The 24,406-nt window shown below is 51.7% G+C and carries 19 protein-coding genes and 2 pseudogenes; 17 read left to right on the top strand and 4 right to left on the bottom strand.

Features of this window, described 5'->3' with window-relative positions; all coding sequences use genetic code 11:
- Positions 1-116 precede the first annotated feature (116 nt).
- On the top strand, positions 117-278 hold the full coding sequence (locus tag KJ970_00145; GenBank protein MBU2689309.1) for a GNAT family N-acetyltransferase: 162 nt from the start codon (positions 117-119) through the stop codon (positions 276-278).
- Positions 279-303: 25 nt separating this feature from the next.
- Here KJ970_00145 and KJ970_00140 read toward each other — a convergent pair whose 3' ends face one another.
- The gene (locus KJ970_00140) at positions 304-1,329 is read right to left on the bottom strand and encodes a hypothetical protein (GenBank protein MBU2689308.1); all 1,026 of its coding nucleotides are present in this window, start codon (positions 1,327-1,329) and stop codon (positions 304-306) included.
- 106 nt (positions 1,330-1,435) lie between these two features.
- Between KJ970_00140 and KJ970_00135 the strand changes: the two genes are divergently transcribed.
- Positions 1,436-2,323: a LysR family transcriptional regulator gene (locus KJ970_00135; protein MBU2689307.1), complete on the top strand. Its 888-nt coding sequence runs from the start codon at positions 1,436-1,438 to the stop codon at positions 2,321-2,323.
- The gene (locus KJ970_00130; protein MBU2689306.1) at positions 2,323-2,733 is read left to right on the top strand and encodes a hypothetical protein; all 411 of its coding nucleotides are present in this window, start codon (positions 2,323-2,325) and stop codon (positions 2,731-2,733) included. Before KJ970_00135 ends, KJ970_00130 begins: the two co-directional genes overlap by 1 nt.
- On the opposite strand, the gene uvrA is transcribed toward KJ970_00130, so the two are convergent.
- Positions 2,720-7,669 carry an excinuclease ABC subunit UvrA gene (gene uvrA, locus KJ970_00125; protein MBU2689305.1) on the bottom strand — a complete coding sequence of 1,650 codons (4,950 nt, stop codon included), beginning with the start codon at positions 7,667-7,669 and terminating at the stop codon, positions 2,720-2,722. The two genes, KJ970_00130 and uvrA, sit on opposite strands and share 14 nt — an antisense overlap.
- 208 nt (positions 7,670-7,877) lie before the next feature.
- Between uvrA and KJ970_00120 the strand changes: the two genes are divergently transcribed.
- The 5 genes from KJ970_00120 (at position 7,878) to KJ970_00100 (ending at position 12,006) form a co-directional block, all read left to right on the top strand.
- Positions 7,878-8,909, top strand: coding sequence for a beta-lactamase family protein (locus KJ970_00120; protein ID MBU2689304.1), 1,032 nt, complete (start codon positions 7,878-7,880; stop codon positions 8,907-8,909).
- A 2-nt stretch (positions 8,910-8,911) separates the two neighbouring features.
- Complete coding sequence (locus KJ970_00115; GenBank protein ID MBU2689303.1) at positions 8,912-9,829, top strand: hypothetical protein; 918 nt, start codon at positions 8,912-8,914, stop codon at positions 9,827-9,829.
- Positions 9,830-10,024: 195 nt separating this feature from the next.
- Positions 10,025-10,420 carry a large-conductance mechanosensitive channel protein MscL gene (gene mscL / locus KJ970_00110; GenBank protein ID MBU2689302.1) on the top strand — a complete coding sequence of 132 codons (396 nt, stop codon included), beginning with the start codon at positions 10,025-10,027 and terminating at the stop codon, positions 10,418-10,420.
- A 141-nt stretch (positions 10,421-10,561) separates the two neighbouring features.
- A complete protein-coding gene (locus KJ970_00105) occupies positions 10,562-11,305 on the top strand; it encodes a class I SAM-dependent methyltransferase (protein ID MBU2689301.1) in 744 nt (247 codons plus the stop codon).
- A complete protein-coding gene (locus KJ970_00100) occupies positions 11,302-12,006 on the top strand; it encodes a peptidase E (GenBank protein MBU2689300.1) in 705 nt (234 codons plus the stop codon). The genes KJ970_00105 and KJ970_00100 overlap by 4 nt, the downstream gene beginning before the upstream one ends.
- A 27-nt stretch (positions 12,007-12,033) precedes the next feature.
- Here KJ970_00100 and KJ970_00095 read toward each other — a convergent pair whose 3' ends face one another.
- A complete protein-coding gene (locus KJ970_00095) occupies positions 12,034-13,350 on the bottom strand; it encodes a TonB-dependent receptor (GenBank protein MBU2689299.1) in 1,317 nt (438 codons plus the stop codon).
- 308 nt (positions 13,351-13,658) lie between these two features.
- Here KJ970_00095 and KJ970_00090 point away from each other — a divergent pair, with 308 nt between their 5' ends.
- The 5 genes and pseudogenes from KJ970_00090 (at position 13,659) to KJ970_00070 (ending at position 16,294) form a co-directional block, all read left to right on the top strand.
- A complete protein-coding gene (locus KJ970_00090; protein ID MBU2689298.1) occupies positions 13,659-13,895 on the top strand; it encodes a hypothetical protein in 237 nt (78 codons plus the stop codon).
- Between the two features lie 40 nt (positions 13,896-13,935).
- Positions 13,936-13,998: pseudogene (locus KJ970_00085) on the top strand (zinc ribbon domain-containing protein).
- 283 nt (positions 13,999-14,281) lie between these two features.
- A pseudogene (locus tag KJ970_00080) lies at positions 14,282-14,946 on the top strand (aminoglycoside phosphotransferase family protein).
- Between the two features lie 44 nt (positions 14,947-14,990).
- The gene (locus tag KJ970_00075) at positions 14,991-15,743 is read left to right on the top strand and encodes a class I SAM-dependent methyltransferase (protein MBU2689297.1); all 753 of its coding nucleotides are present in this window, start codon (positions 14,991-14,993) and stop codon (positions 15,741-15,743) included.
- 125 nt (positions 15,744-15,868) lie between these two features.
- The gene (locus tag KJ970_00070) at positions 15,869-16,294 is read left to right on the top strand and encodes a hypothetical protein (protein ID MBU2689296.1); all 426 of its coding nucleotides are present in this window, start codon (positions 15,869-15,871) and stop codon (positions 16,292-16,294) included.
- 14 nt (positions 16,295-16,308) lie between these two features.
- On the opposite strand, the gene KJ970_00065 is transcribed toward KJ970_00070, so the two are convergent.
- Positions 16,309-18,942, bottom strand: a complete 2,634-nt coding sequence (locus tag KJ970_00065) for a fused MFS/spermidine synthase (protein MBU2689295.1) — start codon at positions 18,940-18,942, stop codon at positions 16,309-16,311.
- 177 nt (positions 18,943-19,119) lie between these two features.
- Here KJ970_00065 and KJ970_00060 point away from each other — a divergent pair, with 177 nt between their 5' ends.
- From KJ970_00060 to rsgA, 4 genes are all read left to right on the top strand, one after another.
- Positions 19,120-21,348 carry an amidohydrolase family protein gene (locus tag KJ970_00060; GenBank protein MBU2689294.1) on the top strand — a complete coding sequence of 743 codons (2,229 nt, stop codon included), beginning with the start codon at positions 19,120-19,122 and terminating at the stop codon, positions 21,346-21,348.
- A gap of 142 nt (positions 21,349-21,490) precedes the next feature.
- Entirely contained in the window at positions 21,491-22,261 is a 771-nt protein-coding gene (locus KJ970_00055; GenBank protein ID MBU2689293.1) for a TSUP family transporter, read from the top strand.
- A gap of 16 nt (positions 22,262-22,277) precedes the next feature.
- Positions 22,278-22,820 carry a hypothetical protein gene (locus KJ970_00050; GenBank protein ID MBU2689292.1) on the top strand — a complete coding sequence of 181 codons (543 nt, stop codon included), beginning with the start codon at positions 22,278-22,280 and terminating at the stop codon, positions 22,818-22,820.
- Between the two features lie 157 nt (positions 22,821-22,977).
- Entirely contained in the window at positions 22,978-24,042 is a 1,065-nt protein-coding gene (rsgA, locus tag KJ970_00045; GenBank protein MBU2689291.1) for a ribosome small subunit-dependent GTPase A, read from the top strand.
- Positions 24,043-24,406 lie beyond the last annotated feature (364 nt).

Below are 24,406 nucleotides of genomic sequence, written 5' to 3'. Positions count from 1 at the left end.
GTTTTAGTGGCACGAGTGGTTCTTGGCAAAGGAGGATATTCCCTGGGGTTTTTTTTGCGGAATCAAGACCGCCTTATCGGGCATATCAAGTATGCGTACATACGACAATATTGGGCATGATTGGATATCACCTCGATGTCGATTTCTGGAATAAGGGCATCATGACCGAGGTGCTGGGAGCGGTCGTTCGTTTCCTCTATGTTAAAGCGGATGCTCACAGACTGCAGGCAACGGTTTGTAACGACCACCAGGCATCCTTCGTGTCCTTGAGAAGATAGGGTTCAGGTGTGAGGGAGCGGCTCATCAATTCTTCAGCAGGATACGACCCAGGGCCTCATCGATCCGCGCCGGTAGATCTTCCGGATAGCCGTGATCAACGCCGGGCAGGATGATCATATCGATCGCCTGCCCGAGGGAATCGAGGGTTGCCGCCATGGAAGCGGCGTCATTAAAAAACCGATCGTTCTCACCGACAATGAAACAGCCCCGCATTTTTTTATCCGCACTGCTTTTTATATTCTCCGGCGTCAGAATCTGAGGCGGGTATGGAGGGCCCAAGCAGATATATCCACTGACCGGCAGATCGCTGTCGAAAGCCATACAGAAGGTGGCGGTCGCTCCGGCAGAGAATCCCCCGATGTAGATCTGCTCCGGGTCGATCGGGCAGCCGGCTTGGATCTGGTGATATGCGGATAGAATGTCGGAGCGAATCTCACCGGGTATATACCAACTGAATCCTTTCATGTTACTCGCTACCGAGGATTGTACATAAGCCAGCACAAACTCACGCTGCAAGCGAGGGGAGTGCCAAGCGGCGCTGAACTCTTCGATGTTTCCGTCACCGCCGTGAAAGGCCATAAACAAGGGCCAACGTTTGGAGGGATCGTAATTTTCGGGGAAAACAACTTCATATTGCATCGTCCCCGGTGCGGCTGACTCCCGCATCGCGTTATTGCGGGCGAGAAAGGTCTTAAATGCGGGTAGATCGAACACCGGCGCGAAATACTCACTTTCGATACTGTATTTGCCGAACCAGATGCCCTCGTCGGCGGCCCGATTCAGGGCGGCAACAGCCGCGTCGTGATCGCCGCTCAAGATGTCAACAATCGCCAGATTGAAAGCATTGGCCTCCAAGTGATCGGGGAAGCGATCGAGGTGGGCCGATAACATGGCGGCCGCTTCGGCGTAGCGCGCCGCACCGAAAAGGGTCGTCAAGTGGGCGCGCATAGAGGCGTAATCGGCGAAAGCCGGAGCGGCGTCGCCGGCCTGGGCCGGGGAGAGGTTGGCCGAGGCGCATAGAAAAAGCAGGACGAAAAGAGTTCTGACCATATACATCTCCGGTTTCCAGATACCTTATGAACTCATTGTACGTCGCCAAATAAGATCTGTCTCATATTACTTGACACGCAAATAATAGCGATAACATATTAATCGTATGGACTTCAGACAACTCCAATACTTCATCGCTGTCGCCGAGGAGCTTCACTTCTCGAAGGCTGCCCAGCGTCTACATATGACCCAGCCTCCCTTGAGTTTACAGATTCAACGCTTGGAGCAGGATCTGCAGGTTCGGCTATTCGAGCGCACGAAACGCTCGGTCAAGCTGACACCGGCCGGGGCGGTTCTGCTCAAAGAGGCGCAGCCTATTCTGGATCGGGTGGAGATGGCGGCGGCGCTGTGCCGCCGGGCCGATACGAGCGAGATGGGAACGTTGGCGATTGGATTGGTCCCGATCGCGCTCGATCTCCTAATAGGAAGATTAGCAAGGGGATACAGGGAGCGACATCCCGATATCCGGCTCTCTCTGCATGAGATGGGCACCAATGAACAGTTGAGGGAACTGCAGAGGGGCGGCATTCAAGTTGGTTTTATTCAGACATGCGGACAGGATCTGTCGGATCTCGAAAGCCTGCCGGTGATTTCCGAGCCCTATCACCTCGCGGTGCCGCGGCATCATGCGCTGGCTCGGCGCAAGCGCATCACCGTTCAGGACCTAAGGGACGTGAACCTGATCCTCCCGCCGCGGCCGGTGCAGCCACGGGTCTATGATGCCATCGTCGGGAGTTGCCGGCAGGCCGGTTTCGAGCCCTTGCTGGATTATTCGGTTTACGGCAAGCATGCGGCCTTGTCGCTTGTCGCCGAGGGATTGGGTGTAACGCCGATCTGTCCGTCGTATCTCGGAACGCCGGTGCCGGGCATTGTGACCCTGCCGATGGATGCCGGGTGGCCGCCAATGGAGATTCGTATGGTCTGGGTACCAGGGACGGCGGATCCTGTGCTTGAGAGGTTTTTGGAATTGGCGAGGAAAGAAGGGAAGCTGTGATGAAAGATATCTATTTGATCTGTCCGGTACGCAACGTCACCGAGGAACAGCGACGTTTTGCGGATCTGTATGTCGAAGCGTTGGAAAAGCGCGGGGTTTCTGTTCACTATCCGCCGCGTGACGTGGATCAGACCGATGATGGCGTCGGACTCACGCTGAATTCAACACACCGGCAGGCAATGTTCGCTTGCAAAGAGGTGCATGTTATCTGGGATCCATCCAGCCGAGGGAGCACCTTCGATTTTGGGATGGCCTTTATGCTCCGGGCAACGCGCGACATACCGATCGTTATGGCAAAGTCGGTGGCGCCCACGACGAACAGAAGTTACGGCAACATCCTTCGGGCGATTGCCGTTCCGAGCCGGCTGGATGAGCTTCTGAGGAATCCCATATCGATTAGCCGCGTCTAACCGATCCTTCTCTCAGGGCCCACCCTGTCCACGATTCATCACACGACATCACTTCATCAACAGTTCCACTAACGACGATCGCGCCGCCGCCATCGCCGCCTTCCGGGCCGAGGTCGATAATCCAGTCGGCGTTTCTGATGATATCCATGTTGTGCTCGACGATCAGGACCGTGTGTCCTTTGGCGGCAAGTTCGCTGAATATCCCGACCAGGCGGTCGACATCCTGAAAATGAAGTCCTGTTGTCGGCTCATCGAAAATGTAGATGTTATCCCCGCCATTATTTGCGGATCGGCTCACCGTGGACTTTATCAATTCCGTCGCCAGTTTCAGCCGTTGGGCTTCGCCACCCGAAAGGGTATTCGAAGGCTGGCCAAGGGTGAGATATCCAAGCCCCACCGAATCGAGAATGTCGAGCGGCAATTTCAGGCCCGGGGAGTCGAAGAATATTTCCTTCGCTTCATCGATCGTTGTTTGTAATACCTCGAAAATATTTCTGTTCCTGTAACGGATTTCTAATGTCTCTCTATTATAGCGCTGCCCGCCGCAGTCCTCGCACGGGACCCAGATATCGGATAAAAATCCCATCTCAATTTTCTGATGCCCCATGCCCCGACAGATCTCGCAGCGACCGCCCTTGGAATTGAATGAAAAATGTCCCTTTTTATAACCCAGATTCCTTGAGGGCTCTGTTTGAGCAAAGAGTTCTCTAATTTTGTCGAAGAGCCCGCAATAGGTTGCCGGATTGCTGAGGGGGGAGATTCCGATAGGCGTTTGATCGATGCCGATGATCCGGGCGAATTGATCAAAACCTTCGTACCCCTGGCATTTAACAGGCCGATTTCTGATAAACGATTCGGTGATCACATCGAAGGCCAAACTCGATTTTCCACTTCCAGAGACCCCGGTAATTGCGATAACACAGCTTTTCGGAATCTTGACATCGATATTTTTTAGATTGTTGGCATGGGCGCCCTTAATCTCGAACCCCTCTTCCAACGCATGCTTTTTAGCAAGCCTGCCTATTTTTTTCTTCCCGGAAAGATATCTCCCCGTCAAAGAATTTGGATGTGATTCGATCGAAGGGAGATCCCCCGCCGCGACGATATGACCTCCCAGCGAGCCGGCGCCCGGCCCCATATCTATAATGTGATCAGCCGACCGGATAACCTGCTCGTCATGCTCGACGATCAGGACCGTGTTCCCTTCATCGCGCAGACGCTTCAATACGCCAAGGAGTTTTTGTGTGTCGCGTTCATGCAGCCCAACCGTCGGCTCATCCAGGACATAGGTGACCCGGCAAAGGCCGCTCCGAAGCTGGGTTGCCAGCAACAGCCGCTGCAGTTCCCCGCCGGAAAGGGACGAGGTTTTTCTATCAAGGGTCAGATATCCAAGACCTACCTGATTTATAGGTTCGAGCCGCTCAGCGATCTCTCGACGAATCTCTTCCGTGATGAGCATCTGTCTATTGGTGACAGAATGCGCCGCCGGTTCTGCCGCGAGGTCTTTCAAAAAGGAAATTGTACCGGTCACAGTCATCGCGCAGAGCTCGGATATATTTCTCCCGGCAAATTCAACTTTCAGAATTTCCGGGGACAATCTTTTGCCTTGGCAGGTTGGACATAAAATATCCTTCATGAGGGGCAACATCTGTTCACCGCGATGATCGGCGTGCACCCGCGCGTATTCCTGCTCTACGTATGTACAGAAGCCGAGCCAGGGCGTATCCCAAGCGTGCTCACCTATGCGGCCCTTCCTGTTAAATTTCCAGACGACATTCCATACCGTCGCGCCGGTTCCATAGAGAGCGATTTCCAGAGCCTCGGAAGAAAGGGCATTAAACGGAGCCGTATAGTCAATGCCCCTTTCTTTTCCGACCGTTTCCAAAATGGCGAGATACCGCCCGCCGCGTTCGCCATAAAACCTTCCTGTCTTGCTTCCATCCAGAGCGCCATCGAGAAGAGATCGGCCGGGGTGTGATACAAGGGCTTCGGGGGAGCAGCCGATTTTCACACCCAGACCTCTGCACTCCATGCAGGAACCCAGATGATGATTGAACGAAAAGGCTCCGGCCGGGAAGTCGGTGCTGGTTCCACAGGCCATTCCCGCTCTGGAGAACAACAACCGGTACACATCATAGATCTCGGTGACCGTTGCGATGATCGAACGGGGGTTGTCGCGGCCGCGCTGCTGTTGAATCGCTATCGCCGCGTTGAGTCCCAAGGTCTCCTCCACAGGCGGTGTTGGAAGCTTTGTTAAATATCTTCTGGCCTGGGTAGAGAGCGATTCCGAGAATTTTCTTCTGCACTGAGCATAGACCGTATCAAAGGCGAGAGATGATTTGCCGCTGCCGGAAACACCCGTTATAACGGTCAGCTTCTCATGCGGAATATCGACATCGATCGATTGGAGGTTGTGAGCCGCAGCCCCCCGTATCTCCATATTTTTTTTGGGGCCGGCTCCTGTCCTGCCGCGGCCGTCTGTTTTTCCATCGTCTGTTCCTTCTTGAATCGGACGCCTAGAGCCTGATTCCTTTAATGCCCTGCCGGTCAGAGACTCTTTCGAATCCGCCATTTCCATGGGCAGGCCCATGAAAACAACCCGCCCGCCCTCCTTGCCGCTGCCGGGTCCAAGATCAACGGCCCAATCGGCGGACTTGATGAAATCGATGTTGTGCTCGATGGCGATGACAGTGTTCCCCGCGTCGATCAGTCTATTGATGGCCTTCAGCAAGACGACGATATCGGCACTATGGAGACCGGTCGTGGGTTCGTTGAGGATATAAAGGGTTCTCCCCGTGGCGGGCCTTGCCAGCTGAGCCGCCAGCTTGATGCGCTGCGCTTCGCCGCCGGAAAGGGTTGTGGAGGGTTGTCCCAGTTTGATATACCCGAGTCCAACGTCCAGAAGCGTGTCTAGATAATGCATGATCCTTTCGGCGTCAACAAAGAATCGTGCGGCCTCTTCGACGGGCATTTCCAATACATCATGAATGTTTTTGCCGCGGTATAGAACGCTCAGCGTGCTTTCGTCAAACCTCTTTCCACCACACTCTTCGCAGGTGACCGAGACATCATTTAAAAAGTGCATCCCAATCTGCTGCACGCCCGCGCCTTGGCACCTCTCGCACCGTCCACCTTTTACATTGAATGAAAAGCGCCCCTTATCAAAACCCAGTTCCTTCGCGGCGCTCTGCCTGGAAAAGAGATCCCGGATCAGATCGAAAAGTTTTGTGTAGGTTGCCGGATTGCTGCGGGGCGTCCGGCCGATAGGCGCCTGGTCGATCTCTATGAGCTTGTCGATTTGTTCAAGCCCTTCGATATGATGGTACTTAACAGCCGCTTCTCCAGCGCATTCCTTTAATTTAAAGGCCAGCGTTCGATTGACCAGTGTCGATTTGCCGGCGCCCGAAACCCCTGTAACGACGTTAAAAGCAGCTGTTTTGAACCGGACATCGATGTTTTTCAGGTTAAATTCGCCGGCCCCAAGTATCTTGATCTCACCGGCGCCGGTGCGGACCTTATCCGGTATGGTGATCTGCTTGGCGCCGAGCAGATATGGAAGCGTCTCGCTTTTGGACGCGGCGATCTTTGCCGGGATATTTTTCGGCGCTCCCTCAAAGAGTATTTCCCCGCCGAGGGATCCTGCGCGGGGGCCGATATCAATAAGCCAGTCGGCGTGGCGCATTGTCTCTTCGTCATGTTCGACCACCAGGACGGTGTTTCCGCTATCCCGCAACTGCTTTAATATTTCGAGTAGGCTCTGATGATCGACCGGATGCAAGCCGACCGAGGGTTCATCGAGAATGTAAAGGATCCCCTGCAAGCGGCTTCCCACAATGCTGGTCAGGCGTATTCTCTGCGCCTCTCCCGCAGAGAGTGTCGTGGATTCTCTGTCGACGGTCAGGTAACCCAGTCTCAGCCGGCGAAGCATGCCGGATCTTTCGAGTAACTGTTCCACGAGCGGCCGGCCGATGGGAGATTCCTTTTCGCTGAGTTTTATCTGTGCGAAATAGGAATGAAGTTCATCAATTGTCAGGGCCGACAGGGCGGCGATATTTCTTCCGAAACAAGTGATCTTCAGGACATCAACATTAAGGCGCCGCCCGCCACAGCCGCGGCATTTGACGGAACGAACGAAGCGAAGGATATTATTATTCCGATCGCGCTTCAGGATATCCTCCATGACGGGGAGGATGCCCTTGTAATATCCTTCTTCGCGGGGCTTGGCGGTGAAAGCGGCCCACTTCAGTCTTGATTCCAGGGGATGCTTCCCATAGGGGATCTTTATCTTGTCTGAGCCGTTGAGGATGACATGGAGTTGATCGTCGGTCAGATCCTTCCATGGAATATCAATGCTAAAGCCATGCGCCCGGCACACTGTGTTTAAGACGTCGAGAGTAACCTGGGAGTAGACAAGGTATCCGGTTGGGGTGGTTAGGACAAGCGCGCCCTCGCGGATGGTCTTTGTATTGTCCAAGACCAATAGATCGGGAATGATCCTATCTTCAACGCCGAGGCCCTTGCAGACCGGACAAGCGCCTTTGGGGGAATTAAAAGAGAAGGAACTCGAGCTGGTACCGGGTTCGCAATCGCCGAGTCTCGAAAAGAGGAGTCTTAAGATATCAGTTATCCCCGAAAGTGTTCCGACGGTTGATCGCGGGTTTCTGACAACGGTTTTCTGATCCAGCGAAATCGCCGGCGATAATCCGTCGATTCTTTCGAAATCGGGCTTGCCAAGCTTGCCTAGGTATTGCCGCGCATAAGATGAGAGGGAACTCAGATATCGCCTTTGCCCTTCGCGGTATATCGTATCGAAGGCAAGGGATGATTTGCCGCTACCGGAGACACCCGTGATGACCACAAGGGAATCGTGCGGAATGTCGACATCCACAGATTTGAGATTGTGCTCCCGGGCGCTTCTGATGGTGAGCTTCTTCATTCAGCCTGATCCTTGGGCGATCTGTTGATATTTTGATTCTTGCATTATTCAGTAGAGTAAACATTATTCCAGGCAGTTCCAAATAAAAACAGGCGGCGGGATCGATGAAGAAGCTTGCCGGGATCCTCGTTTGATAGGAAAATAGCAGACGGGAATTGGAGACAATTGAACGGGGATCATGCCAAGATTCCCGCCGTAGGAGGTATCCGTGAAGCCGGGAGAACTCAAACCAGCAATCGACAGGTCCATTGAAAAACACGCCTTTTCCGGCGTCGTTGGTATTCGCCGAAACGGGAAGGTTCTTTATGAGCGGGCGGCGGGTTATGCCGATCGCAGTAACAGGATCGCGAATACGCCGGAAACCCGATTCGGCATTGCATCGGGAACAAAATTCTTCACCGCATTGGCCATTGGAAAGCTCATCGAAGACGGCAAGCTTTCCTTTTCAACTAGAGCGAAAGAGTGCATCAATCTGGATTTTCCTCAGTACTCAGACGAGATTACCATAGAGCATTTATTAACTCATACATCTGGGATTCCGGACTACTACGACGAGGAAAATATCACGGATTATAATAACTTTTCTGTCGGGGTTCCGTGGTATGAATTGAGAGGGCCGAGAGATTATCTGGCCGTATTCCCCAAGGGAGAGATGAAATTCGAGCCGGGACGGCGATTCTCGTATTCAAATGGCGGATATATAATCCTAGGGATCATTATTGAGGAGTTAAGCGGGGAAACATATCAAAAATTCGTTGAGCAGGAGATCTTCACACCCATCGGAATGACTCGTTCCGGATATTTTGCCATGAACAAGCTGCCTGAAAACACGGCTTTTGGCTATATTGAGGAAGAGGACGGATGGCGGACCAACGTTTTCAATCTTCCTATTGTCGGCGCATCGGACGGGGGAGCCTACACCACGTTGTACGATCTGGCGAAACTGTGGGACGCCTTCTGGGGATGCAAAATCCTGTCGAAAGAAATGGTTGAACTCTATGTGAGACCAAATGTTAAGGCTGAGACAGAAGGACAAAACAAATACTATGGGCGCGGGATATGGATTTATCATGAGAACGAACAGGAGCCAAGGGAATATATCGAAGGTTGCGACGCAGGGGTTTCTTTCAAATCGAGCACAATGAGAGCCAACGATTTGCAGGTCACCGTGATATCCAACACAACCAGGGGCGCCTGGCCGGTACTAAAAGAGATCGACGAGATGATACGGAAGGCATAAAAATGCGTCGTTCAAGATACCTTCAATGTTTGTTGGTTTGCGCCCTGTTCCTGCCGCGGCCGGTTGAAGCCGAACCGCCCCCGGATCTGCGCTCGCAACTCGATTCGTTATTCGGACAGACGCCATCCAGCCCCATCGAGTGGGTCGCAAAAGAAGGCGTCTCCGACCGCGCCGCCATGAAGGTTCCTGTGAAGCTTGATGGGGACACCTGTAGGTTTCAGGTGGATACCGGTCTTGATGTGACCCTTCTCTATGGAAACATTCCAGCGAAACGTGGATGGGAAACGTGCGACGGAATGGTTCATGTGCCAAGAATGGAGATCGGTGGCATGGACCTCGGCCCCGTGTGGGTGCGCACCCGTGAAGATCACGGCGATCCGGATAAACTAGGCGGATCGATTGGGTTGGACCTGCTGGCCGGCCAGCTTGTGATAATCGATTTTCCCGGGAACAGGATAATCCTGATGAAACATGGTCAGGCCCCGGTCTGGCTATGGCAACGGACAACCTGGACACCCGCCGAGCTGCGTGATGCGAAACTCTTCCTAAATATTACTCTGAATGGCAAGGGATTGGATGGACTCCTCTTTGATACCGGATCCAGCGCCTTCGGCCTGATTGTCGATTTCGATCGATGGAAAACGCTGACGGAGTGCGCCGGACCCGAGCAGGCTGAAACCGAGTGGATTGTCGGCTCGTGGGGCCGGGCGATGACGATCTTGGGCGCCCCCGCTCTTGGAGCCTTGGTCATAGGTTCTGCCAGGATTGAGGATCCCAACGTCTTCTACATAAAGGAACAACCTGATCTCTTTTCAAATTGGCCCTTCCCGGCGAACGGGCTGATCGGGAATGCCCTCTTCTTTGATCGCGTTGTTGTTCTGGATCTGGGCATCAGACCTCGATTTGGTTTGGTGCAATGAGGCCATTCGTGTCGCCGGAACGAAGGGAGAGCCGCTGGAAGAACAAACGTTAACTTGTTCTGCCGGTCCATCCTATAGCAATTCTGGCATCCCTTGGAAAGATAGCCTATTATAGTTTTGATCGACCGGGGCTGTTTTGGATGGGCCCAGGGTCGCTTGACCAAAGCCAAACCAACGGAGGATGTGTCTATGGGTATGATGAAAGAATTCAAGACATTTGCGATGCGCGGCAATGTTATCGACATGGCGGTCGGCATTGTCATCGGCGGGGCTTTTGGAAAGATTGTCTCGTCATTGGTGGCGGATCTCATTATGCCGCCGATCGGTTTGCTTCTCGGAAATGTTAACTTTACTGCCCTGGTGATAACGCTGAAAGGGGCCACAGCGGAAGCGGCTGCCGTGACACTGAACTACGGCAAATTCATCCAAACCATAGTGGACTTCATCATTGTCGCTTTCGCGATTTTCATGGTCATCAAGGCCATGAACTCGCTGAAGAAAAAAGAAGAAGAAGCGCCCAAAGCGCCACCGGCGCCCCCGAAGGAGGAGGTCCTCCTAACAGAGATCAGAGATCTGCTCAAGCAGAAGTAATCAAGCGGAAGTCATCGAGCAGATGTTATTGGGCAATGGGCTGGCCAAGGTAAAGTTGTACACAAGAGGCGAGGGCCGCAGGGAGGCGGCCTTTGCTTTTGCTGCCGGGTTCAATCCATCGCGAAATAGATGGATACAAGAATGAAACGATTAAATATTAAAAGATTTTTGCGATCGGTGAAGAGAAGGGGGCTTTTGGGAACCCTTGTCAATTCTCTGTCTCATTGTATAGATTACTTTTTTGATAGAAAACGCGGAACGGAGACATATTCCTGGTTGGAATTGGATGACCTGGGAATAGACGATGAAAAAAAGAAACACGCCGAGCTCTATCAACCGACGCATGCGGCCGCTCTGAGGAGGTTGTTGAGAAGAATGAATATCCCTGCGGGGAAGACCCTTGTTGACCTGGGAAGCGGCAAAGGGAAAGTCCTTCTCATTGCATCTGAATTCGGATTTGCAGAGGCCAAAGGCGTGGAGATCTCGCCGGTATTATGTGATATTGCCAGAAGAAATTGTTCCATCTACAAAGACAGAGCCAACGTGGACACAAAATTCACGATTTATGAATCCGATGCCTATGATTACAAAATTGAAGACGACGAAGATGTTCTCTACATGTTTAATCCCTTTGATGCTTATGTTCTAAGACAGGTTATGCGGAATCTCATGGCTTCTCTTGAAAGACAGGGCAGGAAAACATGGATCATTTACCGCAACGCAGTCCACCGGGATGTGATTGAAGAGGAGCTGGATGCGGTTGAAACAACAGAGTACTCATTTTTGGGGCAGGATTTTGTTGTCTATGTGGCCGAACCCATGCCGGCAGTGAGCCGCAATTCGGCGGCGACCGAAGGGGATGAAAAGGTACGAAACATGTCATGAAAAAGCCGCAAATCATAGCCATGGGCGGAGGGGGCTTCTCGATGGAGCCGGAAAACCCACTCTTGGATAAGTACTTCCTCCGGCAGACGGGTAAACGCACGCCGCGCGTCTGTTTTCTGCCGACGGCATCAGGTGATTCCGACACCTATATTGTTACATTCTATGATGCTTTTGCAAAGCACCGCTGCCAACCGAGCCACCTATCCTTGTTTTATCCCCCCGAGCGAATAGAGTCCTTTGTTCTTTCGCAGGATGCTATTTATGTCGGTGGGGGGAACACTAAAAGTATGCTGGCGTTGTGGAAGGAATGGAGATTAGACAAAATACTCCGAAAGGCATGGCGCCAGGGAGTGGTTCTCGGCGGGCTCAGCGCCGGGTCGATCTGCTGGTTTGAGCAGGGATTGACCGACTCCATTTCAGATCGTTTGACCGTTCTCCCATGCCTGGGTTTCCTTGCGGGGAGCCATTGTCCTCACTATGACAGCGAAGAAAATAGACGTCCCGCATTCAAGCGGCTGGTTAAGGGGGGCCGGATGAAAGACGGCCTGGCAGCCGAGGATGGCGTCGCTCTTCATTTTATAGGCAAGAAGCTTGCCCGCATTGTCAGTTCCCGGCCGGGGGCCGCGGCGTTCCGAGTGAGGAAGACCGGGGATACGGTGCACGAAGAGAAACTCCCGCCGACCTATCTTGGGGAAAAATAGAAATGGCTCGATTCCGCGGTGGAAACATTATTGGGGTTCAGGATGTACAGCGAACGGCACGAGGTTTTTTGAGTCCGGCCGCAGCGATAGCAAACGCTTGTTGTAATGTAGGTGCCGGTAAAGGTATTTCTGATTATCCGGAATGAGAATATTCTCTGCCGTTACTAATTCACCATCAGGGGTCAAGTTCGGGTAAACGAGTAGTTTGGAATCCGACGTGAAGAGTTTACCCATCGCCTCAAGAAGACCGCCTTCCATGCCTTCATAATATTTTTCATCGAGAATCGATAAAATATTGTCTACCGAGAGAATGAAGCCGATCTTTCGCTTGCCATGGTTAGAGAAATATTCACTGAGACGGAAATATCGGAAGTGAGAAGTGACCATGACATTGTATCCCTTCCCGGTGAGCATCAGTACGCGTTCTTCAAGATCAGAAACTTCATCAACCCCGTCTGATAAATATTGAGCCATGTTCATTTCGCAGAAACAAACAATATTCTTTTCTGATGTGGAAAGATCTTGGGCGAATGTGTGCATACCGCATTGAATCATGTCGGCATGGACATTCGTAAAAGGGCGGAAGTTCCCGCGGAGAATGAGGACGTTTTTTCTAAAAATAAGATCAGCCGGCACAACGGCCTTCCTGTCGGGAGTGAACATAACGACCGGCCCGAGACTTGACGTGACCAGCCGTAGGTTCATTTGCATATTATCGACATCCTTGAAACAGGAACCCTCAAGACGTATGAAATCGACTTCAATGCGGCCCCAGTCAATATCCTCAATCAGGGCATCGACCAGCGCTTCAGGGTTTCTTGAATGAACAAAGGATGAATGAATAAGGCTGACGCCGAGGATGCCCAAGGCTTCTTGTTGTTCGCGATTTGTTTTATCGAGCAAGCGCACATGCATGGCGATCTGGCTCGGTTCGGCTCCTGGGGTGCACTGAAACTTTATCCCCATCCATCCATGGCAATCCTTATCCGACTTATACGCTTTGGCCGCCACGGTGTCGGCAAAGGCGAAAAAAGTGGATTCGGGCGAGCGGTTTTCGGAGACGCGCTTAATGAGATCCGTGAACTCGGTATCGAGCATGCTTTCCAGCCGCGTCAGGGAGACATATCTTCCCGTCTGGTCGACGCCGTAAATCGAATCACTCATTCCCATGTCATAGGCCGACATGGTCTTGGCGATCGTACCCGAAGCGCCGCCGGCCTGAAAAAACTGGCGCGCCACCTCCTGGCCGGCGCCGATTTCCGCCAATGATCCGTAGATCAGGGGATTCTTGTTCAGGAGGAGCGCCTTATGGCGGGTGTTTAAAATTGCATCTTCTCGAGCCATGAATTTGTATCCCTATATAGCAAAGAACCTGTAACGGGCGAATATCTCCGCCACGATCAATCGGAGGCGGCGCGAGGGGGTTCTGGTTGAGCCTCCTGCAATCTAATACACTCCCAGCGTGGCATACGCCACATGATGATCGCAATGTTTTCCTTGCGACGCCAAAGGGATCCGGAACATTTTTATAATCCTGGAATTTCAGGAAATGGATAGATAGAATGCCCGTTGTCCGCTGAAACTAAATGAGATAAAAATGAGATCGGGTGGGATTTTAAGGGAAGTGAAGCCCTGATAAGGAGGAACTGGTTGTGAAAGCGCACCTTTTGACCGCAGGGTTTATCATACTTATGATCGGCTTCCTGTCATCCTGCACCGATACAACCGATCAAAAATTAGAGAGTTATGCGCCCAAGATTGATCCGAATCGATTTTCATCGACCGTGGATAACCCATTTTTCCCGCTCACTCCAGGGACCATATATATAGTACGCCGGATGGAGATGAGCGTGTCGAAGTCGTTGTTACCGATCAAACACGTGATTTGATGGGTGTTTCCTGCGCTGTGGTGGAGAGCCGTGAGGACGAGCAAGGCCGGCTTGCGGAGATCACCCTCGATTGGTATGCCCAGGGTGCGGATGGATCCATTAGGTACTTTGGCGAGAACACGCGCGCCATTAAGGAAGACGGCACCGAGAACCGCGCCGGTTCGTGGGAAGCAGGCCTCGACGGAGCGCAGCCCGGCATCATCATGCCGGGGAACCCCGAGATCGGGGTCCCCTACCGGCAGGAATACGACAAGGGCCGGGCGGAGGATATGGGACAGGTAGAGCGTCTGGATGGGCAAGTGACCGTTCCCTATGGGACATTTGAGGGCGGGCTCGCTAAGTGAAACCCCATCTCGCTGAGGCATCTGTTCCGAGGGAGGCTTGGCATGATTGAAATCCCGCTGGCCGGCGGGAGGCGCACGGCGGTTTCACGCCGGGGAGATATTGTTTATCGGGAAACCGGATCTTGGGCTCCAACGGTCCACAAGCTCTTAAGACACCTGGAGGTGGTGGGATTTCAGGGTGCGCCGCGGGTTGTCGGCTCCGGGTTTGATGACCGCGGTAGAGAAACGCTCACCTATATTGAAGGCGAGTTCATCCATCCCGGACCGTGGAGAGAAGATGCCTTTCCGTTGATTGGCCGGTTTCTGCGGGATTTTCATACGGCAACCCAATCCTTTGCTATCCCCAGTGATGCTATTTGGAGACCCTGGCATGGACGGTCTATTGGCGGGCCGGATTCTGTCATTGGTCATTGCGATACAGGGCCGTGGAATTTTCTTGCCAGGGGAAGGCTGCCGCATGCGCTTATTGACTGGGAGAATGCCGGCCCCGTTGACCCGCGGGTTGAGCTTCCCCGCGCCGCGCGGTGCGGATTTTTGGATATCATGATTGAACTGGCAGTGCACGATGCCGCTGACCAGGTGATGAATCCTGATGTTGTCCCAGAAACGACAGATCCCACCCCATTGTGGGGATAACCTGGAGGACGAGAGGCGCCTCTTGGATGCTTCGACACCGAGCGACACTCGAGCGAATCATCACATCTTGAACTCTGCGGCGATAGAATGGCCCAAGAAAAACCATGGAGGAAATATGGAAAAGTGGAAGTTTTATGACATTACCCATCGCGAACATGTTTTCTGTAATCCGATGAGTGTGGAGCGGCTTGGCCGTTTCATCGAGCTTCTTCGGCTTCCCGCTGGAGCGCTGGTCGCGGAAGTAGCTTGCGGCAAGGGTGAGTTCATCATCCGTCTGGCAGAAAAATACGGCGTGACCGGTATCGGCGTCGATATTTCCCCCTTCTGTGTGGCTGACGCCAAGCAGAGGCTGGCCGAAAGGATCCAAGGGGTAGGGATTAAATTTTTGGAAATGGATGGGGCGGAATTTTCACCCGACATGCCGAATAGCCTCGATTTGGCCGCGTGTATCGGAGCCAGCTGGATTTATGGCGGGCATGCAGGAACGCTTGAGGCATTGATTCCCATGGTTAAACAAAACGGCTGGGTTATCATCGGGGAGCCGCACTGGCGGCGAGATCCATCCAAAGAGTATTTGGCGGCCATTGATTGCAGTGCGGGTACATTCAGCACATGCGAAGGAAATGTACGTGTTGCAGAGGAGAAGGGCCTGCGCCTTGTCTATTCAATTGTCAGCGAGGAAAAGGATTGGGATGAATACGAGGGCCTGCAATGGTATGCAGCCGATGAGTATAGCCGGAAACATGCCGACGATCCGGATGTCACCTATCTTCAAGAACGCATATCCCGCGAGAAACACAGTTATCTGAAATGGGGGAGGGATACGTTGGGATTTGCAGTTTATGCGTTTCGGAAGGTGGGAGCGTGATAAAAACTTGAAAGGCGTCTACAGAAATATCGTGCAGGCCTTGAGATCAATGATGTCTATTATATTCTATAAATAATAGAATAGGTGTGGGCAAGGGCCGCGTAATGATGCGATGAGGGAAACTGATGGATGCATTTTATGGACAATTAGCCAACGTCAGCGCAATTCTTGCGGGATTTTCCATTACGTTTCTCGCGCTGCTTCTCGGCCACAAAGAGAAAGGGCGCATTCTATCTGCCTCGATCGCTGTGACGACGGCTGCGGCAGCCTGTTTGCTGGTTTCTGCTCTGGGGTGGTCATTGATGGGTTCTTTTGCGGCGCAGACTTTGGTTAAGGGCGGGCCCGAAGCGCTGCAAGAGTCTGCAGAAACATGGCGCTTGGGCGCCCATATATCCTTGTCGCGGTCGTTTATACTGGGTCTGTTTTTCCTCTTTTCAATGCTCGGACTCAGTGGCTGGCTGAAAAATCGTTATCTTGGCGTCTTCTCTATTCTATGCACGGTTTTCGCGGCTGTTGGGGTATGGAACGTGCTTCGATATATGATCAACTAGATATCCCGCTGGCTTTATTGTGAAACATTGAAGTAGAGTTGCATAAGGAAGGGATACTCCTGATCCTCTGGATTCGACCGGCAGGCCTGGCGCAAGAACTGCAGGCTGCGCTGATTGTCTCCGTTTAATTGATAATAGAGACTCTTGGTTAACAGCTGATTCCCCAGGACAAAATGCTCCATTCTCTCCGCATCCGCAATGTTCTTGAAAATGGAGACCGGTCCGGCCGGCCTCTCCATAAAGAAGGCCAAATTCCTACTGATATTGTCAGCATCAAGACATGCGGGCGCAAAAAATTCGGTATAGGAATGATCATCAGTATTGATTCTGTTTTGGGTGGGGAGCTTCCCGATCGTGGCGCCATCCAGCATAAGATTGGCGGCAAGGTGGTAAGGATCTGAGTAAAAATGAACATCTATGTCGATCTTTTCAATGTTTGCCGACCAGGTCTCAAAATCGATTTCAATCGGGTCTGTAGATCCCAGGAGCATTGCGTGATAATGCCCGAGCCAGACCGTGCTGTTTGGAAACACGGAGTGGAATGTGCTGATGATGCCTAAAAAATCCACCAATCGCAGTTTGTGAAGAGGAAGATATTGGGAAACCATCCCTCCCGGATTCAGATGCTCCAGGCACAGCAAAAAATAGTCTTTTGTATAGAGATTCCCCGAACCCAGAATGGGGTGGGTGGGATCGCAGGAAATCAGATCATACTTCTTTGATGTCATCTGAAGATAATGCCGGCCGTCGCCGTGGACGAGCTTGAGCCTCGGGTCTTCCATGACATTTTGATTCAAGTCGTTATAAAAAACGGCCGCTTCTCCCAATCCGGCCACTAATTCTACGCATTCAATCGATTCGACTTCTGGATGGGAGGCGATCGCCGAGGTGGTTACGCCAATGCCAAATCCGATGACCAAAGCATTTTTGCAATCGAGTCCCAGAAAAAAGGGGGTATGACCGATCATCTTAACGACCTTGATGGCGTCGTAAGTTGATCCAATAACGGCGCTGTTGTTCACAAAGGTGTACTTAGTTGCCTGGCCGGCTCCCTTGTCTTGTCCGACGGTGAGTGTTCCTTCAACCGACTCGCGGTAGTACAAGATATCGTGATCAAAACGGCAGAAGGAGGGTGGAAGAATTTTAATATCCGGCTTAACAATGACCACAGCAAGGAGAAGGGCGGTGGCCGCATAGAGACAACCCAGAGCTAATCGAGGCTTGCGAGGCGATTTCTGCGTGTGCAAGATAAGAAGCGCCGTGCCGGCCAGAAGCCAGACGACGAGTAGGATCGATATTGCGGCGCCCAGCCCGGGGATAAGAACAAAAGCGGCGACAATTGGTCCGACGACAGACCCTATCGTATTGATCATTAACACAAATCCAACATCTTTGCTGATGTTCTGCCCGCGTCCGGTATACATGCGGCAAGCCAGCGGAAAGGCATAGCCGGAACAAACTGAAGGAGGAAAGACAATGAGAATGGCTGCGACGAAGGGCAACAACAGCACGCGCAGCAGCGGATGAACCCAGAGCGTTTGAAATGGAAACATGAGAGCCTGGGGCAGATAGATCAGAAACATGAGACCCAAAAGAACGACGGCACTCATCAAGAGTATGATGCGATACATGGATCTCTGATAATTGTCGTTTTTATGACCGATGTATTTGAATATTGTGCTACCGGTATACAATCCAAGAATAGCCAGCGATGACACAAGGGCGAAGGTGTAACTCGTATTGGTCAAATAGATCCGAAAGACCCTCAACCACAAAATCTGAAGGCTCAGTATGGCGAATCCGCAGACAAACGCTCCCATCAAGGCGGTTCTTTTAAGGGCCATGGGCGTGCGGCCGAGAACGCCGCGGGATTTAGCTTTTGAAGAATACGCCGGCCCGGTATCGGCGGATTCTTGGGTTGGCATTTCGTATGGATTGAATCTTTTTGTAATGAAAATCCAAATAGCCAAGGAAAGATTGATAATGATGGCAAACACAAAGGTATTTCTTTGCCCCAGCGTCCCCAACAAGATAAAACCCGCCACCAATCCGCCGAGGGCGCTGCCTAGAGTCTCGAAGGCGTACAATCGGCCTAAGGCGGCGGGGATCGAGACGGCCGATTTCACCGCAATCTTGCTGCCAAGCGGGAAGATGGCACCCATGAAAAAGGCGGGGACAAAAAGTAAAAGCGTGGCGATGGCAAAAGCTACCATTTCGACGATTTGCGAAGGGGTCCCTCCTCGGGAAAGAGCGGAATATAGAAGGGGGAGCCCGAGGGATAAAATGAAATAATTAAGCGCGCTGGTGATTCCGATCCCAGTGAGCAGCGCCGACAGGATTTTTCCGAGCTGGATCCTGTCGTTGGCGATGCGGCCCCAAAAATAGGCGCCTATTCCGAATCCCGCCATGAAGGACGAGAGAACGATTGTAGATGCCGTGACGGTCGTTCCAAGAGTCAAGGACAGTAGTCGATTCCAACTGACCTCATAGATCAAAAATGTAAAACCCGTGAAGAATATAACGAGATGAATACTGAAGGATTTGCCACGATGGTCCGATTCCCTATTCATGTCGGTAGAGTAGCAGGCGGGGGGCAAGGCAGGCAATATCAGTATTGGACGGACGCCGCCGCCCGGGGAGCTTGCCATGCGCCTATATTCTGAGGTAGAATCCCGGTGTGTTCTTCTGAGGGTCTATGATATCAAAATTCGGAATTGAGGGGCGTACATGAAGTTGATCGGTTCGCATGTACCAGCTTTCTCGTCATAGATCTAGGCACAAAGATAATTGCTGCTTCTTACACCACATAGATGGAGGCCACGCCGATGAAATTTACACAAGCATCCGTAATCAGCTTACTTCTTATCTTGTTTGCGGTTACAGCGGTGTCAGGGGTTGCAGTCTATGATATTCAATACACGACTGATCCATCGGGGGTATCCCCCTATAATGGGCAATTCATCACAACCTCAGGTGTCGTCTCCGCCATTACCTATTACGGGTATGTGATCGCCGAAGGGACCGGTCCCTGGCAGGCGGTCTACGTCTATTCCCAAAGCAACGGCCCGCAGATTGGCGATGAGGTGGAAATTAGCGGTACGGTGATTGAGGTCAGCGGCATGACAATACTGTGGGAGATTACCAGCTATACCCTTCTCTCGACCGGCAATTCCATCGGATCCTTGGTTGTTTGGGCGGCAGACGCACCCCAAGAACAGTATGAATCTGTGCTTCTCAGCATCAATGATCTCACAGTGACATCTCTTTTGGGCGCCGGCGAGTGGATAGCCAACGATGGAAGCGGCGATATTCGCTGCGATGACCTAAACGACTATATGTACTTTCCCAGAATCGGTGACTCTTTGGCCTCCGTGACCGGGTTTTTGTACTATAGCGCCGGTCAATATAAACTCGAGCCGCGCAACACCATGGACTTAACGGGCGATATCATACCGCATTTTGTTATAGGGGGAGATATTGTGACGATGAATCCAGCCCTCGAGATTCTCGAGGATTCATACATTGAGATCCAGGGCGACAGAATTATCGGCATCACATCATCTCCACCGAGGGAGCTGCTGCTTGTTGAGACCGGTGGTTTGATTTTCCCCGGCTTAATCGATGGCCATAATCACGCAGCTTATAATGTTCTGGATCATATTCCTTTCGGGCAAACCTTTGCGGATCGATATGAGTGGCGGATCACTCCAATATACTCTGATTTTGGAGATCAGCTTGATGCCATTATAGATTACGGCGGCACCAACGCTCAAATTGGCAATGTCTTCAAAGTCGCCGAAGTGCGAGCGCTTTGTGCCGGTACAACGATGATGCAAGGAAGAAACTGCAACGTCGAGAGCGATGATTTTTACGGCCAGCAGGGAATGGTTATAAATAATGCAGAAAGATTTCCAAGTCGTATTTATACGAAGACATTTCCACTTGACGAGGACATGAACTACTGGCAGGACATGAAAGAGGAGTATTGGGATCGATTTGTTATCCATTTGTCTGAAGGTATCAATGCGGCCGCTTTACAGGAATTTTATACCTGGCGGCAATGGGGCATGTTGGATTGGCGGACGACCATCCTTCATGGTATCCCGTACGGTCCAACTGAATGGCAACTCATGGCTGAAGCAGAGGCCAATCTGGTCTGGTCTCCCAAAAGCGACATGTTCCTTTATGCTGCATCGCCCGACATTCCGGGCGCTCTGCTCGCCGGGGTGAATGTTGCAATTGCACCGGATTGGACCGAATCGGGCACGCGGGACATGCTGCAGGAAATCCAGTATGGCAACAAATTGAACACACTTTTCTGGGGCAGTACGATTGAGCCCGTGGATTTTGCCCTCTTTGCCACAAGGAATGCCGCCTATGCCATGGGCGCTGAAGATCGAATAGGCCAAGTGGCGACGGGTTATCAGGCCGATCTCATGGTTATTCCCGGTGATCCTGAGGATCCGTATCAAGCCCTTCTCGAGATCGATGCTGCGGATGTGAAGCTGACAGTAGTGAGCGGCAGGCCTATGTATGGTGATCCGGATCTAATGGATGAGTTTCTCTTTTTGGACAATGAAGAAGACATATCAGTCTGTGGGCTCCCCAAAAAGCTGGCCATTCAAATTGAAGCGTATAGCATCAGTGAATCTGATAAACCGATGTCCACGGTGATGGACGAGCTTCAGGTTGCCTACGACAATACGACTCCGAAAGTATGTGACTTTCTCGGCCCCTTTGATTGTCCGACATCCGATATAAGAAATGTATCCGTGGATCCGGTTCTGGGGTTGCATGTGGGACCCAACCCAATGCACACCGGAACAGCCTATTCATTCGCTCTTCCGCATAGCAGTGTTGTGTCATTGAAAGTTTATAATGTCAACGGGAGAATTGTGCGAACTTTGGTAGAGCAACAGCTGAACCGGGGATCGCATAATATTATTTGGGATGGCCGTGATGACAATGATCGACCTGTCGCCGGGGGGCTCTATCTGGCCCGGCTTGAAGTCGGCCAGCAGGCGCAATCAGAGAAGGTCCTGGTGATCAGATAACGCGAAATCCTTCGCATTTGAAAGACACCTGGCATATCTTGAGTAGGGCTGCTTGGATTTATTTGCAGAGGAGTGCGGAGAGCCAAAACATTTTCGCCGTCTAACCAAAGCGGACTTGTTCTTTACTCAGAAGCCGGGTGCCATGAATTTTAACATTCTATATATCCTAGGCATTGCTGTCGTCATATTTCTGGCCAGTGCCATTCAGAGCGCCGTTGGCTTCGCCTTTGCTTTGTTTGCGGCTCCTTTACTTATCTGGATGGGTATGCCGCTGCCCCATGTGATTGCGACGATGGCTGTTTGTTCCTTTCTTCAATCAGTCTTGGGCGCCAGCCGGCTTCGCGCCTCGGTGCCATGGAAATCCTCATTGGTAGCGACGGCGACGCGAACCGTCATGGTCGGGGTAGGCTTGCTGGCTCTCAGAAGTATCGTTTCATGGGATCCGATGGTGATTAAAATGATCGTCGGCTTCATCTTGTGTGTCCTGGTGGGGATCCAAATGATCGGCCGAAAACCACCAGTAGAATCTGTTCACTGGATTTGGGGTGGTTTGGCTTTCAGCTCGAGTGGGATCTTGGCCGGGGTGAGTGGAATGGGCGGCCCACCCTTGGTCCTATGGTCACTGGCCCATAACTGGTCAGCCGAAAAGACGAGAGGATTTCTTTTCGCTGTTTTCGCCACTTCAATCCCCGTACAGCTTGCTTTGCTCTATATAGCTTTTGGCCCGGATATCCTCCATAGCGTGCTCCTTGCCCTGCTATTGACGCCAGCTGTCTTTCTGGGCGCCAGTATCGGAATGCCGATCGGCAACCGGATGTCAAAGCCCGCCTTGCGTAAAATCATTAACATAATCTTGTTGATCATCGGCCTTGCCTCTATCATTCCCGCGGTGATTCATGGGGTGTGGGGATGATAAGAAGGAGTGAATCATGAAGCAACTTTTCAGCCAATTCGTAATTCTCGTTGTTCTGTCAGTCTGCGCGCCGGCGGTGGCGGAAGTATCGAGCTGCACGGATTCAGGCTTCTTTCTGAAAATCGAAATCCCCATCTATGGGACTCCTCTCAGTGTCTATAATAATCTGGTGCAGGATGTCTCCGAATGGTGGGATCCGGCACATACCTTTTCCGGCGATTCCAAAAACCTGTCTATTGACGCAAGGCCGGGTGGTTGTTTCTGCGAGGCGCTACCCGATGGCGGCGGCGTTCGCCACCTCGAAGTTGTTTATAATTCCCCAGGCAAGACGCTTCGCATGTCAGGCGCTCTTGGCCCGCTCCAGGGTTTTGGCCTTGCGGGGAGTATGACATGGATGTTCGAGGCGATAGGCGATTCAACCAGGCTGGGATTTACGTACAGTGTCGGTGGATACATTGATGGAGGCCTGCAAAATATCGCCCCTATAGTCGATACCGTTCTCAATGGGCAACTAATACGACTGAAGAGATTTGCTGAGACGGGGAATCCGAACCAGTAGAAAAACGACACTGGAACGGCATTTTGTTGAGCGGGGATTAAATGCGAATTCAAATACCCCCCGATAATTTTTCCGGGTCACTTCGCTTTTCCTGAAATTTTTTGCCGTCAAATACTATAATAAGAAGGAATCTTTGCCTTAAACTGGGGAGTGGATGATGGATCTTGGGAAGCTTGGTTTCGACAGCTGGTTTCAGGAGCGCTGGGAAGAGCTGAAAACCACGGAGTTTAAGCTTGCCCGTGTCACGACGGTCGACCGGGAACGATATCTGGTGCGGGATGAAATGAATGAGATCCCAGCTCAACTGGCCGGCAAGCTTATGTTTTCAACCGAATCGAGTTTGGAATGGCCGTGTGTGGGAGACTGGGTTTTGGTTCAGTATCATAATGACGGCACGATGGCCATTATTCAAAATCTGCTCCCTCGAAAATCCACTCTAAAAAGGAAAGCCGCCGGTAGGGATATCTCTTTTCAGATCATAGCCTCTAATCTCGATGTGGCCTTTATCGTTCAATCTTGTGACACCAATTTCAATTTACGGAGACTCGATCGCTATTTGGTGATAGCGAATCAGGAGCGGATTGAGCCGGTCATTCTTCTGAGTAAGAGTGATTTAAATAATCCTCAGGAGTTGGAGCGGAAGATTGAAGAGATTCGGGATTCTGGTATTCAAAATAGAGTCATAACATTCAGCAATACGACAGGCGCCGGATTGAATCTAATCCGCCAAACGCTGGAAAAAGGGAAAACCTATTGCCTCTTGGGATCCTCCGGCGTTGGCAAGACAACGCTGTTGAATCATCTGCTGGGCGGCGAACAGTTTGAGACCTACCCGGTTCGCGAAAAGGATGGCAGGGGAAGACACACGACAGTACGGCGCCAACTGATCATGCTCGATAACGGCGCCATGATAATTGATAATCCCGGAATGAGAGAGCTCGCCATAATGGACGCCGGAGACGGAGTCGATGAGAGTTTCTCGGACATTCGGGAATTGTCGGACGGCTGCCGATTTAGAGACTGCACACATACGATCGAGGCGGGATGCGCGATTCTTAAAGCTGTTGAGAATGGAGATATCAGCGAAGAGCGCCACCGAAGTTATCTGAAACTATTGAAGGAATCGAATTACCATAAGATGTCTTATATGGAACGGCGGAGAAAGGACAAGCAGTTTGGAGCGTTTTGCAAAAACGCAATGAAGCACAGGAAGAATAAATAACCATTACTCGGCGGCGATTTTATTTTGACCAAGCGGCTGCGAACGCCTCTTTATTCACGGCATCGAAGCGGAAAGAGAGATCGAGAATGAGTGAAAAGAACCATCACGTATGCCCGGTTGAAAGAGCGGGAGGATTGGACAACCGGATCCGAAGATGGCTACAAAATCCGAAGAAATTGCTTAAACCATACGTTAGAACAGGGATGACCGTTCTGGATCTAGGCCCAAAACAAGCGCATTATGCTTTATCTTTTCCGAATTGGACTCTTTCATTATGTTCAACATCCATTTGAACAGACTGTCCCTGAAAAGGACATACCTCACCCTTATCTCGCCTCCAGCGTCAAAATGTTATCTCTTGTCT

The sequence above is a fragment of the Candidatus Eisenbacteria bacterium genome, assembly GCA_018831195.1.
Taxonomy (GTDB): Bacteria; Eisenbacteria; RBG-16-71-46; order CAIMUX01; family JAHJDP01; genus JAHJDP01.
This window is presented reverse-complemented; position numbering and strand designations above follow the sequence as displayed.